Here is a 15,983-nt window from a genome sequence, read left to right on the forward strand (position 1 = left end):
TTTTGAAAGCTGGTTTTTCCAGTTAAATGTCAGGGATCAATCAGGTGCAGGACGAAGGACTCGTAAGGTCGCAAAACCACCTGCCGCTTGCGCAACGGGCCGTCCGGATAATTGCTGATCAACAGGCGCTGGCTCATTGACTCGCTGATGACTGTCGTCGGCAACTCCACTTCACAGGTTGTCCCGTAGAAGTTGTTCACCACCAACAAACGCTCGGCGCTGCCTTCACGCACATACGCCCAGACTTGCGGATGTTCGGGCAGTAATTGTCGGTACACCCCTTCGGTAATCAGCGATTCGCGGCGGCGCAGTGCGATCAGATTGCGGTAGTGATGCAGTACCGAGTCGGGGTCATCGAGCTGCTTGGCGACGTTGATCTGCGCGGCATTGGCCGGCACTCCGATCCACGGCTCGACACTGCTGAAACCGGCGTTCGGCCCGGCGTCCCAGTGCATCGGCGTGCGCCCGTTATCACGGGACTTCTGCATGATCGCCGCCATATTGTCGGCGTCGCTGCTGCCGGCCTCGCGCCGCAGGCGAAAGATGTTCAGCGTCTCGACATCGCGATAATGCTCGATCGACTCGAACCCCGGATTGGTCATGCCCAACTCTTCGCCCTGATACACGAACGGCGTGCCCTGCAGAAAGTGCAGCGCGGTGCCGAGCATCTTCGCCGAGAGTTCGCGGTACTCACCGTCATTGCCGAAGCGCGAGACCACGCGCGGTTGATCATGGTTACACCAGAACAGCGCATTCCAGCCGCCGCCGACCTGCATGCCGATCTGCCAGTCGGACAGGATGCTCTTGAGCTGGAGGAAATCGAAGTCGGCGCGCACCCACTTCTGCCGGTTCGGATAATCGACTTTCAGGTGGTGAAAGTTGAAGGTCATCGACAGTTCTTTCGACTGCGGATTCGAATAACGAATGCAGTGTTCGAGGCTGGTCGATGACATCTCGCCGACATTGATAAGGTCGTGCCCTTCGAAAACCTCGCGGTGCATCTGCTGCAAGTATTCGTGGACATTCGGCCCGTCGGTATAGAAGCATCGGCCATCGCTGGCGTCTTCGGGAAAGTCCGCGGGCTTGGAGATCAGATTGATCACATCCAGACGAAAACCGCCCACGCCCTTGTCCCGCCAGAACTGCATCATCCTGAACACTTCAGCGCGGACCTTGGGGTTGTCCCAATTCAGGTCGGCCTGGGTGTGGTCGAACAGGTGCAGGTAGTACTGACCGGTCTGGGCTTCGTACTCCCAGGCGGAACCGCCGAACTTGGATTCCCAGTTGTTCGGCTGATCTCGCCAGATGTAGAAATCACGGTAAGGGTTGTCGAGGCTGCTGCGCGCCTGTTGAAACCACACGTGCTCGATCGAGGTGTGATTGACCACGATGTCGAGCATCAGCTTGATCCCGCGCTTGCCCGCCTCGGCGATCAGCAATTCACAGTCGGCCATGCTGCCGTAGCTCGGGTCGATGGCGTAGTAATCGCTGATGTCATAGCCGTTATCGCGTTGCGGCGAACGCAGGAATGGCGTGATCCACAAGCAGTCGACACCCAGCCACTGCAGGTAGTCGAGCTTGGCGACGATACCGAGCAGGTCCCCTGTCGGGTTGCCGGCGTGACTATGAAAACTCTTCGGATAGACCTGATAGATCACCGAACGCTGCCAGTCTTGCATGGCACAACTCCTTCAATAAGTCCGTGCAGCTCGCGCCCACGTTGAAAAGCGATCGACTGTGGGAGCGAACTTGCTCGCGAAAGCACTTGATCAGGCAACCCGATAACCGGGCCTGACAATCTTCATGCTCAATGCACAGGTCAGAACAAACGGCACGAGCATGGCAATCAGCATCCCCAGTACAAACATCGGGATGTACTGCGGAATGATCGAAATGAACCCCGGCAGACCACCGACGCCGATGGCCGAGGCCTGAACCTTGTTCAGCGACAGGAACACGCAGCCCAGCGCCGAACCGGTCAGCGCGGCGTAGAACGGAAACTTGTAGCGCAGGTTGACGCCGAACATCGCCGGCTCGGTGATGCCGAAGTAGGCGGAAATCGCCGAAGTCGACGCCATGCTCTTGTCCCGTGCATTACGGGTCATCCAGAACACCGCCAGGGCGGCACTGCCCTGAGCGAGGTTGGACATGACGATCATCGGCCAGATAAAGGTGCCACCCTGGGTCGAGATCAATTGCAGGTCGACCGCGAGAAACATGTGGTGCATGCCGGTGATTACCAGCGGGGCATACAGCACACCGAAAATCGCGCCCCCCACCATCGGCGCCAGATCAAACAGCATGACCAGCCCTTCGGTGATGAAGATGCCGAGGTGGCGGGTCACCGGGCCGATCACGGCCAGCGCCAGCACGCCTGTGACGACAATGGTGGTGATGGGTACAACGAGCAATTGAATGGCGTTGGGCACCCGCGCGCGCAGCCACTTTTCGATGACACTCATCACGTAGGCGGCCAGCAGAATCGGCAGGATCTGCCCCTGATAACCGACTTTCTCCACCTGAAACAGCCCGAGAATGTCGAAGTACGGCAGATGCTGCCCGTCCAGCCCGGCGACGGCCTTGCCATAGTTCCAGGCGTTGAGCAGGTCAGGATGCACCAGCATCAGACCGAGCACGATGCCGAGGATCTCGCTGCCGCCAAAGCGTTTGGCCGCCGACCAGCCCACCAGCGCCGGCAGAAACACGAACGAGGTGTTGGCCATCAGATTGATCAGGCTCCACAGCCCGTCGAGGTTCGGGTAGGCATCGAGCAGGGTCTGCCCGTCGATGAACATGCCTTTGGCACCGAGCAGATTGTTGATGCCCATCAGCAGGCCGGCAATGATCAGCGCCGGGAGGATCGGCATGAACACGTCGGAAAACACCCGCACCAGACGCTGCATGGCGTTGATTTTTTCGGCGCTTTTCTGTTTGACGTCAGCGATGGTCGACGCCGCGAGACCGGTCTGGCGACGCAGTTCGGCATAGACCTTTTCCACTTCGCCCGGACCGATCACCACCTGATACAGGCCCCCCGTGAAGAACGAGCCTTTGACCAGGTCGATCTGGTTGAGCCTGGCACTGTCGACCAGGCTCGGATCCTTAAGGGCCAGCCGCAACCGCGTGACGCAATGGGCGGCCTGCTCGAGGTTGTCGCTGCCGCCGAGGCTTTGCAGCAACTGCCGGGCGATGTTCGGATAGTCGTGGCTCATGCTAATTCTTCCGCTATGGATTGTTGTTATTGGCAGCACGCCGAAGCGAAAAATACTCGTCTGTACGAGTTAATGCAACAACTCGTACAGACGAGTTTGTTTGTGTATATTCCCGCCAGACCGAGGGCGAATTTTCCTACCCGACCTTAAGGTGATTTCCATCGCCCACATGGACAAAGCCCTACCCTGGCCTTAAGGTTCGAAGCTTTGAGCACAGCCGGCACCGAGCCTCCCCATGAGCAAATACAACCAGATCTATAGCGATCTGCTGGCCAACATCACCACTGAGCGCCTGCAGCGCGGAGCCCGCCTGCCATCCGAAACCGAACTGATGGACAGCTATCAGGCCAGCCGAGGCACGGTGCGCAAAGCGATTGAACTGCTTCAGGAACGCGGCTTTGCGCAGAAAATCCATGGCAAGGGCACCTTTGTGCTGTCGACCGACCCGATCGAGTTTCAGCTCGGCGGCATCGTCAGTTTCCAGGAGACCTACCCGCGCCTGGGCAATGATGTCAGCACCGAAGTGGTCGAGCTGAGCCAGATCCCGCTCGAAGGCGCCCTGCTCGAACACATCCATGCCGAACCCGGCAGTCTCATCACCCGGATCAAGCGTGTGCGGCGGATCGACGGCAAACGCGTAATTCTCGACATCAACCACTTTGTCAGCGAAGTGATTCCCGGCCTGTCCCTCGAGATCGCCGAGCAATCGATCTACGCCCATATCGAACAGACCCTGCAGTTACAAATTGCCTACGCCCAACGCACCATCGAAGCGGTGCCGCGCAGCAAGGACGATCAACTGCACCTGGACCTCGACGGCCAGAGCCATGTGATCGTGGTCAGCAACCAGACCTTCCTCCAGGACGGCCGTCAGTTCGAGTACACCGAATCGCGGCACACCCTCGACAAGTTCTACTTTTCCGACGTGGCACGGCGCTGACCCCCGACATCTTTCGAACGATCATGTGCGGTACATATGTAGTGCACTCCCCTTGAGCGAGTCGGACATGCTCGGCCCTCAATTCTCAAGGATGGAGAAAGCATGTACGCCACCCAACAAGGCCCTCTACCGAACGCGGCAGACAAAGCGGCGCTGCAGCGAATCGCCTATACCGTCGTGCAGAACTGCCCCGGCCTGCAGGACGCCGCCCATGAAGCCGCGCGTAATCTGCTGGAAGCAAAAGGCTTGTTGAGCCTCGATCCGGATCAGGTTTATTTCCATCGCTTCAAGACGGCCCAGAGCAGCACCCGCTCGTTTACCGGCTGGGAGCACATCCGCGAAAAACCCTACGAATCACTGACCCTGACACAGTTGGTCATTCATCGTTTCCGCGCCACCGACCAGGACAACGCCGACCTGCTCGATCTGTACGGCGGCTTCTACACCGAAGGTCCGCAGGGCGAGAACTTCGACGAAAAAAACCAGGTGTGCCTGCATGGCAACGAGGTCTTGAACGCGTTCTGGAACCTCGACTTCAGTGGCAACTACAGCACCACCCTGACGGACTTCTGGAACAGTCACAGCGAGGATTTTCGCACCTTGGCCAAGTGCAATTTCCTCAGCCGTGCGGTGCAGGCGCTGGACCTTGGGCAGCTCAGCGGCACTGACTTCCAATGGCTGACGGGCTCAGTGGTGGGGCCCGTCAGTTGGCCGGTGAGCCTGAGCATGCTGCAAGCGAGCCACACGCCAACGGGCGACGTATGCGCCTTCGACGTCGACGGGCATGTCGCCACGCAATTGCTGCGCATCGTCGATCCCGCCGGTCGCCAGATTATCTATCTGCCCAGTGAAACCGAGGCGTTCGTGATCAAGGAAACGGCAGCGGACCTGCATTGGTGGGTACTGGATCAACTGAACGACGCAAAACGCTGCGCGAACTTCCTGGATCACTTTGCCCTCGCCGATCGTCAGCACATGAACGAGAACATGTCCGATCTGATGAACCGATTGGTGAGCACCTGGGGCCGGGCCGACCATCAGTTGATCAACCGCGCAAATCAGGTGCTGAGCGATGATGCATTCAGCTGGCTGCGCGACTCGACCCGTCAGGTGATGTTTGCTGAAGCCCACCTGTCACTGACGTCCAATGGCGATCTGCGCAAAAAACTGTGGATCGGCTATCTGAGTGCCGGCCTCAAAGTGTTCGGTCCGATGGCCACTGTCGGTTGGCCGCTGGCGTTGCCGGTGATTGGCGCCACCGTGGCCAGCATGGGTCTGAATATTGATCAGGCGCAAAACGGCAAGACAAGGGCCGAACGCAAGGCCGGCGTGCTGGATGCGGTCCTGAATGGCATCAACCTGTTACTCAATCTGCCATTGCTGATCGGCACCGGGCCGATGCTGGAAATGGGCGCCGAGGTCGATGCGGCAGAGGCCGCAGAAATGGCCGACTACAGCGAAGCCTTGAACCCTGCCACCGAGGCTGGCAACCCAATGCAGATCATGGTGTCGGAGGATGTCGACATTACCGGGCCAAATCTCGATGAAACAGTCCTGGTTCCGGCGCAGAACGTCCCACCGCCAGCGGTGCCCGAGCGTTATCAATGCAACGAGTTGCTCGACGGTACGGCACTCGGCGAGGAGTCCGGGAAATTCCACGGAATCTACCGCCTCGACACGGATCCGCCCTATGCCATTTTGATGAATGACACGCCGTACTATGTGCGCTACTTCACCAACTCTCGGGGCAGTGGCGACTGGGCGATCGTTGACCCGGAGCGACCCAACCAGTTCGTCCACGCCCTGCCAGTCCGTCTCAATGGCGAAGGTGACTGGGAGCGCATGCCTGCACTGGGGCTCAGAGGTGGAGGTCAATGCATGGGCAAGCAATGCGCCCCTGATATCGAACTCGATACCTTCGAACCTGCACCGCCCGAGGTACCCGCTCAACCGGCGCAGGAACCGCAACCGTCGACATCGCGCCCTCCTCGTCCAGTGACCAGCGCCTACGATATCGATCCAACGGTGCGCAGTTCGATAAGAAGCTGGGCGTTGAACCTCGACGAGGCCCATGTCCAGTTGCAGCCCGACGGAGCCGGCGGCTTTGCCATGGACGATCCGTTCGAGTTGTACGCATCCGGTAAGCGCCAACTCTTGCAGAGTTTAGCCAGAATTTTTTTCAAGAACCTGCCGTGGGTCATTCTGCCTGCGCGTCCGGCAATACCCGAAATCAGCCGCCTGATGCCGCTGGCCGATCTTGTCGACAGGATTTTTGAAAGTGCTTCAGGGCTGGTAGTGGGTGAAACCCTGAATCGCATCGCCAGCCTGCGTTTTCTGATTGAAAGCATGCCCGCGCTGGCCCGTCACGTAAAAACCCTCTACATGCGCGGACTGCTCAGTGACTTCGCTCAAGTTGAACTGAACCGCTATTTCAGCAGCGGCAACATGACTGCGCAATTACGCACTTACCTGAGCAGCCTGGGCACCGATCCCGCCGGTCGATTCAACCCGCTGGAACTGGTTCAGGCCGCGCGAGCAAACGGTGTTCGGATCCAGGCGATCGACTGCGCCGCGAGCTACAAAATGAAAGCACCGCTGCCCTCCGTCGACGAGCAAATGATGAGCACCTACCTGGCAAACGACATCATGACCGGCGACGCTTACCTCAACAGCCCGGGAAAATGGCTCGTAGTGACGGATGCTCACAACACCAATACCTTCCGAGGACTGATGGGTATCAGTGAATTGAAGGGCGGAATCGGCCTGCGAATCGCTGAAGTCGGCATCGGTGAAGAGCTGGGTGTGGATGTCGATCCAGGGGTTGAAGTACCACGCGACAGCCCGCCCGGGGCTACCGTCAGGCAAGGGAATCCGGACCTTCTTCGCGCCGATTTGCGCTGGAAAGTTCAGGCACCCGAGGTGAACTGGAACGAGGAGACGCTGGAGAATCTCTTATACAGGCGCGGCATGTATCTGTTCGAAAAAACAGGCGACAGCTACACCCTGATCCACCGCAGCAAACAGGGTTTGCTGCAACGCACACCGATTACTCGATCGAGTGACGGCAAGGTGTCCCTCCACCGACCTGCATGGCAGCGTGTGAATGACATTGAGTTCGCCAGCCTGAGGGACATGTCTCAACGACTATCCGATACCGGGCTGATATTGCGCAGCCGGATTCCTGATTGAGGCTGATCGGTTAGAAATGAACGCCGCAAACGCAGAGGCCGCGTGAAACATTGCTTCACGCGGCCTCTTGTTTGCCTGCACTCACACCGTCACGGCATGCGCGGGATCATTCCCACTCAATCGTCGCCGGCGGCTTGCTCGACACGTCGTAAGTGACGCGGGAGATGCCTTCGATTTCATTGATGATGCGGCCGGAAACGGTTTCCAGCAGTTCGTAAGGCAGGTGAGCCCAACGTGCGGTCATGAAGTCGATGGTTTCCACGGCACGCAGGGCCACGACCCAGGCGTAACGACGGCCATCGCCGACCACGCCAACCGATTTCACCGGCTGGAACACCACGAACGCCTGGCTGACCTTGTGGTACCAGTCGGACTTGCGCAGTTCTTCGATGAAGATGTGGTCGGCACGACGCAGCAGATCGGCGTATTCCTTCTTCACTTCACCGAGGATGCGCACGCCAAGGCCCGGGCCCGGGAACGGGTGACGGTAGACCATGTCGTACGGCAGGCCCAGTTCCAGCCCCAGACGACGGACTTCGTCCTTGAACAGTTCGCGCAATGGCTCGACCAGTTTCAGGTTCATCTCTTCCGGCAGGCCGCCCACGTTGTGGTGCGACTTGATCACGTGGGCCTTGCCGCTTTTCGCGCCAGCCGACTCGATCACGTCCGGGTAGATGGTGCCCTGAGCCAGGTACTTGATGTTGTCCAGTTTGCAGGATTCGGCATCGAACACGTCGATGAAGGTACGGCCGATGATCTTGCGCTTCTTCTCCGGGTCGGCTTCGCCGGCCAGGTTATTGAGGAACTGGTCTTCAGCGTTGGCGCGGATCACCTTGACGCCCATGTTCTCGGCGAACATGGCCATTACTTGCTCGCCTTCGTGCAGACGCAACAGGCCGTTGTCGACGAACACGCAGGTCAGCTGGTCGCCGATGGCCTTGTGCAGCAGTGCGGCAACCACCGAGGAGTCAACACCGCCGGACAGGCCCAGCAGCACGTTGTCGGTGCCGACTTGTGCGCGGATGTTGGCGATAGCGTCTTCAGCGATCTTCGACGGGGTCCACAGGGCTTCACAGCCACAGATGTCCAGCACGAAGCGCGACAGGATGCGACCGCCCTGCTTGGTGTGGGTCACTTCCGGGTGGAACTGCACGCCGTAGTAAGCGCGTTCGTCGTTGAACATGCCGGCGATCGGGCAGCTCGGGGTGCTGGCGAGGATGTGGAAGTCTGCCGGCATTTTGGTGACCTTGTCACCGTGGCTCATCCATACGTCGAGACCGAACAGGCCGTCGGCGTCGATGTGGTCTTCGATGCCGTCAAGCAGGCGGCTCTTGCCGACCACGTCAACGCGGGCGTAGCCGAACTCACGCAGTTCGGAACCTTCCACCTTGCCGCCCAGTTGCTCGGCCATGGTCTGCATGCCGTAGCAGATACCGAAGACCGGTACGCCCAGGTCAAACACGGCCTGCGGGCAGCGCGGGCTGTTGGCTTCGTGCACGGACTCGGGGCCGCCGGCGAGGATGACGCCTTTAGGAGCGAATTCGCGGATCGCATCTTCGTCCATGTCGAACGGGTGCAGTTCGCAGTACACACCGATCTCACGCACGCGGCGGGCGATCAGTTGGGTGTATTGCGAGCCGAAGTCGAGGATCAGGATGCGGTGAGCGTGAATATCGAGGGCCATGGTAGAGCTCTGAAAAGCAGTTGCAAGCTTCAAGCTGCAAGCTGCAAGTTATCGGAAGCTGCGCGGTAGCTGCATGAATGCAGTACCGCTTGCAGCTTATAGCTTGTGGCTTATAGCTGTCGGCGTTAGCCGACTCGGTAGTTTGGCGCTTCTTTGGTGATCTGCACGTCGTGGACGTGGGATTCGGCCATACCGGCACCGGTGATCCGCACGAACTCGGGCTTGGTGCGCATTTCTTCGATGTCGGCACTGCCGGTGTAACCCATCGAGGAACGCAGACCGCCCATCAACTGGTGAATGATCGCCGTCAGGGTGCCTTTATACGGCACACGGCCTTCGATACCTTCCGGCACCAGCTTCTCGGCGCCTGCCGAGGAGTCCTGGAAGTAACGGTCGGACGAACCTTGCGCCTGGGACATGGCGCCCAGCGAACCCATACCGCGGTAAGCCTTGTACGAACGGCCCTGGAACAGTTCGATCTCGCCCGGCGCTTCTTCGGTACCGGCGAACATCGAGCCCATCATCACGCAGGACGCACCCGCCACGATGGCCTTGGACAGGTCACCGGAGAAACGGATGCCGCCGTCGGCGATCAACGGAACACCAGTGCCTTCGAGGGCAGCGGCGACGTTGGCGATGGCACTGATTTGCGGCACGCCGACACCGGCGACGATACGCGTGGTGCAGATCGAGCCTGGGCCGATACCGACCTTGACCGCATCGGCGCCAGCTTCGGCCAGGGCCTTGGCGGCAGCGCCGGTGGCGATGTTGCCGCCGATCACCTGCACTTCAGGGAAGTTTTCCTTGACCCAGCGAACGCGGTCGATCACACCTTTGGAGTGACCGTGCGCGGTGTCGACCACCACGACGTCCACACCGGCATTGACCAGCGCGGCAACGCGGTCACCGGTGTCTTTACCGGTACCGACGGCAGCGCCAACGCGCAGACGACCTTGATCGTCCTTGCTGGCGAGCGGGTAGGCTTTGGCTTTTTCGATGTCTTTGACGGTCATCATGCCTTTGAGGGCAAACTTGTCGTCGACGATCAGGACTTTTTCCAGGCGGTGCTTGTGCAACAGCTCGCGGACTTCGTTCTTGTCGGCGCCTTCGCGCACAGTGACCAGACGCTCTTTAGGCGTCATCACTTCGCGGACGGTGGCATCCAGACGGGTTTCGAAGCGTACGTCACGGGAAGTGACGATGCCGACCAGGTCGCCATCGTGCAGCACCGGAACGCCGGAAATGTTGTGCATGCGGGTCAAGTCGAACAAGTCACGCACCGTGGCATCCGCCTCGATGGTGATCGGATCCTTGACGACGCCGGCTTCGAACTTCTTGACCTTACGCACTTCGGCAGCTTGCTGCTCGATGGTCATGTTCTTGTGGATAATGCCGATGCCACCTTCCTGAGCCATGGCGATTGCCAGACGGGCTTCAGTAACGGTGTCCATGGCGGCAGAAACCAGAGGAATGTTCAGCTCGATGCCACGGGTAAGGCGGGTCTTGAGACTGACTTCGTTAGGAAGCACCTCGGAATAACCGGGCACTAGGAGAATGTCGTCGAATGTCAGAGCTTCTTGGCTGATACGCAGCATCGCGGGGGCTCCCGAGCGGGAAAATGGAAGCGCGCCATTATAGTCATCCACCCCCTGCTGTTCAATGTAAAACTCAGCCTAATATCAATGTTGCTGATATACGGAGATCCCCGCCGCTACAGCTCCACCTTGACCCAAGAGACAGGTTGATCGAGCCAATCGGCGAATTCGTCGATAAAGCTCTGCTTGAATCCAGCCTCCAGCCAGTTGTTGAAGATGAAGCCAAGGTTGGAGAACGCGCACTCCTGCAAATACAGAAAGCCGTTGATGTCGTCTTCATGCCCGCATTCCGGGCAGGTGAAGTTGTCGGTGCGCCCAGGCATCCAGTCTTCCAGGCTTTCGAACAACGCTTCGCCAACCTCGCGGCGACACTCGGCGCAACCGGCTTCTTCGAGAAACCCCTTGGCCGGTGTATAGATGCAGCGTTTGGTGATGATCTCCAGCCCGTTGACCGGCTCGCCAAACGGCAGCGCCTCGGGATGCAGCACCACCGCCCGCGCGCCGTCAGCCAAGGCGTACCCCATGCGATTGCCGGTGCGTCCGCAGGTCGTGAGCTCTTCCTTGACGATGTTCTTGCGCACCAGCCAACGCACGATCGCCCGTGCCCGGGGTTCGTGGACCGGCAGGGTGGAGATTTTCGGGACGATGATGCTTTGCGAATTCATGGGTGCAGCCTGCGACGTCAAATGGAAATTCTGCGGTGCTCACTCCGCTGCTTTCGCGGGCAAGCTCGCTCCGACAGATCTCGGCAGTCACAAATGTTGTGTACACCCGAGAGACCTGTGGAAGCGGGTTTGCCCGCGAAGGCGTCAGCGCGGCCGGCAGCTTAATCCCTGACAAAATCCGGTCAAGTGCCGAGATAGCGTCCGATCAACGCAATCCCGCTGGCCAGCACCAGCCACGTCACCAGCCGCACAAACGCCTCGCGCGACAAACGCATGGTCAACCGCCGCCCGATCCACAGCCCCAATGCCATGGCCGGCAACAGACACAGCGCCAGCATCAACAAGGGTAGCTCGGCATACACACCGGCGATGGCGAACAGGCTCAAACGCACCACCGTGCTGCAACTGATCAGCGCACTTTGCGTGGCCCGGGCCGCCTCTTTTGGCAGACGACTATTGAGATAGATCGCATACAAGAAGCCGCCACTGCCGAATAACGCCCCGAACAACCCGCCCACCGTGCCCATCGGCACGGCCCACGCCGCCGGCAATTGCGTCGGCCGCACATTCACCCACAGGCTGTAAACGGCATAGGCGCTGATAAACAGCCCCATCAACAGCAACAGCACATCGGATTTGAGGTTAAGCAGGAAAATCACCCCCAACGTGCAACCCACCGCCATACACGGCAACAAACGCAGCAGCTCGGGTTTCGCCACGTCCCGGCGCGAGGGCAGCAGATTGCCAAACGCCGCGACGAAATCCAGCAGCACCAGCAACGGCACGATTTTCGACAGCGGCATGAACAGAATCAGCATCGGCCCCGCGACCAGCGCCGTGCCAAATCCGGCAATGCCGAAGACAATATAGGCCAGCGTGATCCCCAACCCGATCATCGCCCAGCCACCCGCGCCCCACGTCCACTCACTCAAAAACCCCAGCACACTCATCACTGCACATCCCCCATAAGCCTGAGATGACTTTAGCCAGCGCCAGGCGTTGCGACTAATATGTTCAAAGCCGCTTACTCATCTCGAAAAGGCATACCTCGTGCTCTCGACCCGTCAACTGCGCTACTTCGTGGAAATTGCCGAATGCGGCAGTTTCAGTGCGGCCGCTGAACGTCTGTTTATCGCGCAATCGGCGCTGAGCCGGCAGATCAAGGACATGGAAACCCGCCTGCAAACGCCACTGTTCGAGCGCACCGCGCGCCAGCCACGGCTCACGGCGGCAGGTGAGGCGTTGTTGCCGCGAGCCAGAAACCTGCTCAATGAACTGAGCAAAGCCTGCGCGATGACAACCGAAGTCGGCGCCGGCCAACGGGGCACGTTGCGCCTGAGTCACTCCAGCACCGTGTCGATCAGCGGACATTTATTACGCCGGATCAGCACTTATCTCGATCAACAGCCCGGCGTATCGCTGGACCTCGGCAAGCTGTCCTCCGAGGCGCAGCTTGAAGAGCTGGCTGAAGGACGTCTCGACGTTGGCCTGCTGCGCCTGCCGGTATTGCGTCAGCGTGAAGGGATTCAGGTGGCGCCGGTATTCACCGAACGCCTGCTGCTGGCGGTGCCGAACGATCATCGCCTGGCCGATTCGGCCTCTGTTGAACTGGTGCAACTGCGAGACGAGGCGTTCATCTCGATCCCTCATCCCCAGCGCGGCGGGCTCAGTTATCTGTGTGCCGACCTGTGCATGCGCCAGGGCTTTTTCCCCAAAGCGGCGCGGGTGATGTCGCGCAAGACCACTCAGCTGCAATTGATCCAGGCCGGATTCGGCATCGCCCTGCTGCCTGAGTCCATGCAGGACATCGCGCCGCCCGGCGTACGATTTCTTCCGTTGACAGATGCCGATTGCCAAAGCACCGTCGCCCTCGCCTATCGCCAAAATCCCACCCCGCTGATCCACCACTTCATCCAGGCTTTCAGCAATCCCCCATGTGGGAGCGAGCCTGCTCGCGAATGCGGACTGTCAGCCACTGAAGATGTCGAAGGATAAGACGCTTGCGCGAGCAGGCTCGCTCCCACAATTGGATTTGTGGTGATTCATGGAGATTGATCAGCAAATGCCTTTAAACTGCGCCCCATGATTAAAGATCCCTTTTCAAGGCTCGGCCTTGACCGCGAAGTCCTGACCGTCAGCCAGCTCAACGGCCGCGCGCGGGTGTTGCTCGAAGACGTGTTCAGCAACATCTGGGTCGAAGGCGAAATCTCCAACCTCGCCCGCCCGGCGTCCGGCCATGTGTATTTCACCCTCAAGGACAGCGGCGCGCAGGTGCGTTGCGCGCTGTTCCGGCAGAACGCGGCGCGGGTGCGCCAGGCGCTGAAGGACGGCCTGGCCGTGAAGGTACGCGGCAAGGTTTCGCTGTTCGAAGGCCGCGGCGACTATCAACTGATTCTCGACACCGTCGAACCGGCCGGTGATGGCGCGCTGCGTCTGGCGTTCGATGCGCTGAAGGAAAAACTCAGCGCCGAAGGCCTGTTCAGCGCCGAGCGCAAAGTGCCGCTGCCGGCGCATCCGCAGCGCATCGGCATCATCAGTTCGCCGACCGGCGCGGTGATTCGCGACATCATCAGCGTGTTCCGCCGCCGTGCACCGCAGGTGCAACTGACGCTGATCCCCACGGCCGTACAGGGCCGCGAGGCCACCGCGCAGATTGTCCGCGCACTGAAGCTGGCCGACGCCCGCGGTTTCGACGCGCTGATCCTCGCCCGTGGCGGCGGCTCGCTGGAAGACCTCTGGTGCTTCAACGAAGAGGCTGTGGCGCGTGCGGTCGATGCCTGTGTAACACCGATTGTCAGCGCTGTCGGCCATGAAACCGACGTGTCGATCAGCGACTTTGTTGCCGACGTACGCGCCCCCACGCCGTCGGCGGCTGCCGAACTGCTTGCTCCCGATTCCAGTCACCTGATACGTCAGGTCGAAAGCCTGCATCGCCGCTTGGTGATGCGCATGCGTGACCGCTTGATGCGCGACCGTCTGCGCCTGGAAGGCATGGCCCGGCGCCTGCGGCATCCCGGCGAACGTCTGCGCCAGCAGGCGCAGCGTCTGGATGACCTGGACATGCGCATGCGTCGCGCCTTCGAGCGTCAGCTCAATACTCGTCGCGAACGCCTGATCCGTCTGGAAACCCGACTCGCCGGGCAACACCCGGGACGCCAACTGGCGATGTTGCGCCAGCGCCTCGACAGCCTCGCCGAACGCCTGCCCCGGGCCATACGCGAAGGCCTGAAAAGCCGTCGCCTGCAACTGCACAGCCAGATGCAGACGCTGCATGTGGTCAGCCCGTTGGCAACCCTCGGTCGCGGTTACAGCATTCTGCTGGATGAGCGTGGCCACGCGATCCGCAACGCCGCGCAGACCCACACCGGGCAGCGCCTGAAGGCCAGACTCGGCGAAGGCGAACTGCAAGTGCGCGTCGAGGACAACCACCTGACGCCTGTCACCCTCTCTTTACTGGACTGATCCATGCCGCGTTTTTTCGCTCCGTTATTGTTGCTGTGTTTGACCACTTTCAATGCCCACGCCGACAGCTACATCACTCGGCTACTCAACAAACCGGTGCCGGGCGGCGTGGCGGTGGTTGATCTGGGCGCAGCCGCGCAGGCACCGAAAGCCACCTATCAGGGCAAACCGGTGCTGGTGGTGAAAGAACAGAACAACTGGCTGGCGATTGTCGGCGTGCCGCTAACCGTCAAACCAGGCGCGCAGCAGATCAGCAGTGGCGGGCGTAATCTGCCGTTCACCGTGGGCAACAAAAAATATCCGGAACAACGCATCACCCTGAAGAACAAGCAGCAAGTCAATCCGGATCAGTCGAACCTCAAGCGCATCGAGGGTGAACTGGCCGAGCAGATCAAGGCGTATCGCAGCTTCAGCCCGAACACGCCGAGCAATCTGCTGCTGGACAAACCGGTCAACGGGCCGCTGTCGAGCAAGTTCGGTGTGCGTCGTTTCTTCAATGGCGAAGAGCGCAATCCCCATGCAGGCCTCGACTTTGCGGTACCGGCCGGCACGCCGATCAAGACCCCGGCGGCGGGCAAGGTGATTCTGACCGGCAACTACTTCTTCAATGGCAACACGGTGTTTGTCGATCACGGGCAGGGCTTCATCAGCATGTTCTGCCATATGTCGAAAATTGATGTGAAGGTCGGCGATCAACTGGCCCGTGGCGCGGTGGTCGGTAAGGTCGGCTCGACCGGGCGGGCGACCGGGCCGCACATGCACTGGAATGTCAGCCTGAACGATGCGCGGGTGGACCCGGCGATTTTCATTGGCGCGTTCCAACCTTAAACATTTGAATGGGCTGATGGCCTCTTCGCGAGCAAGCTCGCTCCCACAAGGATATGTGCATGAACACGATCCGATGTGGGAGCGAGCTTGCTCGCGAAGGCGGCCTGTGAAACACACTCATACCTGCCAACGCTCCACAATCCTCGATTGCGCCCCAATCTAGCCTCACGCAAACATCAACAAGATCTACCGCCTTAAGCGCAATAAAATCCTGCAAAACCCCAATTTCAGAGTATTCCTCTCAATTTTTTTCGACTGCTTGCCATCCTCTCCCCTCGCGGTTAGGGTTTAAGGCATGAAAACCTCTCACACCCTTATTCAGCTTCGCCAGCACCGCAGCCTGTGCCTCGTCAGCGCACGACTGCCGGGCTGAATCGCTGCGCCTCGTCCCACGCTTTTCCAAGAACT

At 59.8% G+C, this 15,983-nt stretch carries 11 protein-coding genes; 5 read left to right on the forward strand and 6 right to left on the reverse strand.

The window, feature by feature from the left end:
- Positions 1-29: 29 nt before the first annotated feature.
- Together treC and treP are read right to left on the reverse strand one after the other, a co-directional pair.
- Positions 30-1,679, reverse strand: coding sequence for an alpha,alpha-phosphotrehalase (treC, locus tag ACXX9E_RS28220; protein ID WP_222834357.1), 1,650 nt, complete (start codon positions 1,677-1,679; stop codon positions 30-32).
- A 90-nt stretch (positions 1,680-1,769) separates the two neighbouring features.
- A complete protein-coding gene (gene treP, locus ACXX9E_RS28225; RefSeq protein ID WP_186748222.1) occupies positions 1,770-3,212 on the reverse strand; it encodes a PTS system trehalose-specific EIIBC component in 1,443 nt (480 codons plus the stop codon).
- Positions 3,213-3,447: 235 nt separating this feature from the next.
- Between treP and treR the strand changes: the two genes are divergently transcribed.
- The gene (treR, locus tag ACXX9E_RS28230; protein ID WP_123466067.1) at positions 3,448-4,152 is read left to right on the forward strand and encodes a trehalose operon repressor; all 705 of its coding nucleotides are present in this window, start codon (positions 3,448-3,450) and stop codon (positions 4,150-4,152) included.
- A 102-nt stretch (positions 4,153-4,254) separates the two neighbouring features.
- Positions 4,255-7,341: a membrane-targeted effector domain-containing toxin gene (locus tag ACXX9E_RS28235; protein WP_458556551.1), complete on the forward strand. Its 3,087-nt coding sequence runs from the start codon at positions 4,255-4,257 to the stop codon at positions 7,339-7,341.
- A 106-nt stretch (positions 7,342-7,447) separates the two neighbouring features.
- Here ACXX9E_RS28235 and guaA read toward each other — a convergent pair whose 3' ends face one another.
- The 4 genes from guaA to ACXX9E_RS28255 all read right to left on the reverse strand — a co-directional run bounded on the left by guaA (position 7,448) and on the right by ACXX9E_RS28255 (position 12,235).
- Positions 7,448-9,025, reverse strand: coding sequence for a glutamine-hydrolyzing GMP synthase (gene guaA, locus ACXX9E_RS28240; RefSeq protein ID WP_458556552.1), 1,578 nt, complete (start codon positions 9,023-9,025; stop codon positions 7,448-7,450).
- Positions 9,026-9,150: 125 nt separating this feature from the next.
- Complete coding sequence (guaB, locus tag ACXX9E_RS28245; protein ID WP_123466061.1) at positions 9,151-10,620, reverse strand: IMP dehydrogenase; 1,470 nt, start codon at positions 10,618-10,620, stop codon at positions 9,151-9,153.
- 116 nt (positions 10,621-10,736) lie between these two features.
- Positions 10,737-11,285 carry a sugar ABC transporter ATPase gene (locus ACXX9E_RS28250; protein ID WP_123466059.1) on the reverse strand — a complete coding sequence of 183 codons (549 nt, stop codon included), beginning with the start codon at positions 11,283-11,285 and terminating at the stop codon, positions 10,737-10,739.
- A 182-nt stretch (positions 11,286-11,467) separates the two neighbouring features.
- Complete coding sequence (locus ACXX9E_RS28255; RefSeq protein WP_458556553.1) at positions 11,468-12,235, reverse strand: sulfite exporter TauE/SafE family protein; 768 nt, start codon at positions 12,233-12,235, stop codon at positions 11,468-11,470.
- A 100-nt stretch (positions 12,236-12,335) separates the two neighbouring features.
- Between ACXX9E_RS28255 and ACXX9E_RS28260 the strand changes: the two genes are divergently transcribed.
- From ACXX9E_RS28260 to ACXX9E_RS28270, 3 genes are all read left to right on the forward strand, one after another.
- Complete coding sequence (locus ACXX9E_RS28260; RefSeq protein WP_458556554.1) at positions 12,336-13,280, forward strand: LysR family transcriptional regulator; 945 nt, start codon at positions 12,336-12,338, stop codon at positions 13,278-13,280.
- A gap of 87 nt (positions 13,281-13,367) precedes the next feature.
- Positions 13,368-14,747: an exodeoxyribonuclease VII large subunit gene (gene xseA, locus ACXX9E_RS28265; RefSeq protein WP_458556555.1), complete on the forward strand. Its 1,380-nt coding sequence runs from the start codon at positions 13,368-13,370 to the stop codon at positions 14,745-14,747.
- Between the two features lie 3 nt (positions 14,748-14,750).
- Positions 14,751-15,575, forward strand: a complete 825-nt coding sequence (locus ACXX9E_RS28270) for a M23 family metallopeptidase (RefSeq protein WP_123466052.1) — start codon at positions 14,751-14,753, stop codon at positions 15,573-15,575.
- Positions 15,576-15,983 lie beyond the last annotated feature (408 nt).

The sequence above is a fragment of the Pseudomonas sp. GNP014 genome, assembly GCF_054344005.1.